The organism is Pseudomonas sp. Sample_10 (genome assembly GCF_004321495.1).
Lineage (GTDB): Bacteria > Pseudomonadota > Gammaproteobacteria > Pseudomonadales > Pseudomonadaceae > Aquipseudomonas.
Map to the genome: position 1 here is coordinate 1 of NZ_RCOE01000147.1, position 661 is coordinate 661.

Annotated in this window: 2 protein-coding genes; both read left to right on the plus strand. The window is 53.6% G+C overall.

Annotation, left to right across the window (positions count from 1 at the left end):
- The first annotated feature begins 116 nt into the window (after nucleotides 1-116).
- Nucleotides 117-368 carry a 30S ribosomal protein S16 gene (gene rpsP / locus D8U18_RS13895; protein ID WP_003198088.1) on the plus strand — a complete coding sequence of 84 codons (252 nt, stop codon included), beginning with the start codon at nucleotides 117-119 and terminating at the stop codon, nucleotides 366-368.
- A 5-nt stretch (nucleotides 369-373) separates the two neighbouring features.
- On the plus strand, nucleotides 374-661 hold a 288-nt coding region (gene rimM, locus D8U18_RS13900; RefSeq protein ID WP_131107826.1), incomplete at its 3' end, for a ribosome maturation factor RimM.

The window sequence follows — 661 nt, forward strand, 5'->3', positions numbered from 1 at the left end:
CGCCGGAAAAAGTCATTTGCAAAAGTCCGGATATTCCTTAGAATATGCGGCCTTTCGGGCACCCATGCCCGCTGTGCCTTTAGATTTGCAGCACCGACTACAGGAACGATGTTCACATGCTAACAATCCGTCTTGCCCTTGGCGGCTCCAAAAAGCGCCCGTTTTACCACTTGACCGTAACCGACAGCCGCAACCCGCGCGACGGTTCGCACAAGGAACAGGTTGGTTTCTTCAACCCTGTTGCTCGTGGTCAAGAAGTTCGTCTGTCCGTGAACCAAGAGCGCGTAGCCTACTGGCTGAGCGTTGGTGCACAACCTTCTGAGCGCGTTGCTCAGTTGTTGAAGGAATCTGCCAAGGCTGCGGCCTGAGCAATATGAACGCGACGCCAGCTGTTGCTGATGATTTGATCGTTATCGGCAAGATTTATTCTGTTCACGGCGTTCGCGGCGAAGTGAAGGTGTATTCCTTTACTGATCCGATCAAGAACCTGCTGGATTACAAAACCTGGACGCTCAAGCGTGACGGCAATGTAAAGCAGGTAGAGCTGGTCAGCGGACGCGGGAACGACAAGTTCCTGGTCGCAAAGCTCAAGGGTCTGGATGATCGTGAAGAAGCTCGTCTTCTGGCCGGTTATGAGATCTGCGTGCCGCGCAACCTGTTC

Coding starts and splice junctions, on each gene's coding strand:
- rpsP (WP_003198088.1), top strand. CDS start 117: ATGCTAACAATCCGTCTTGCCCTTGGCGGCTCCAAAAAGCGCCCGTTT.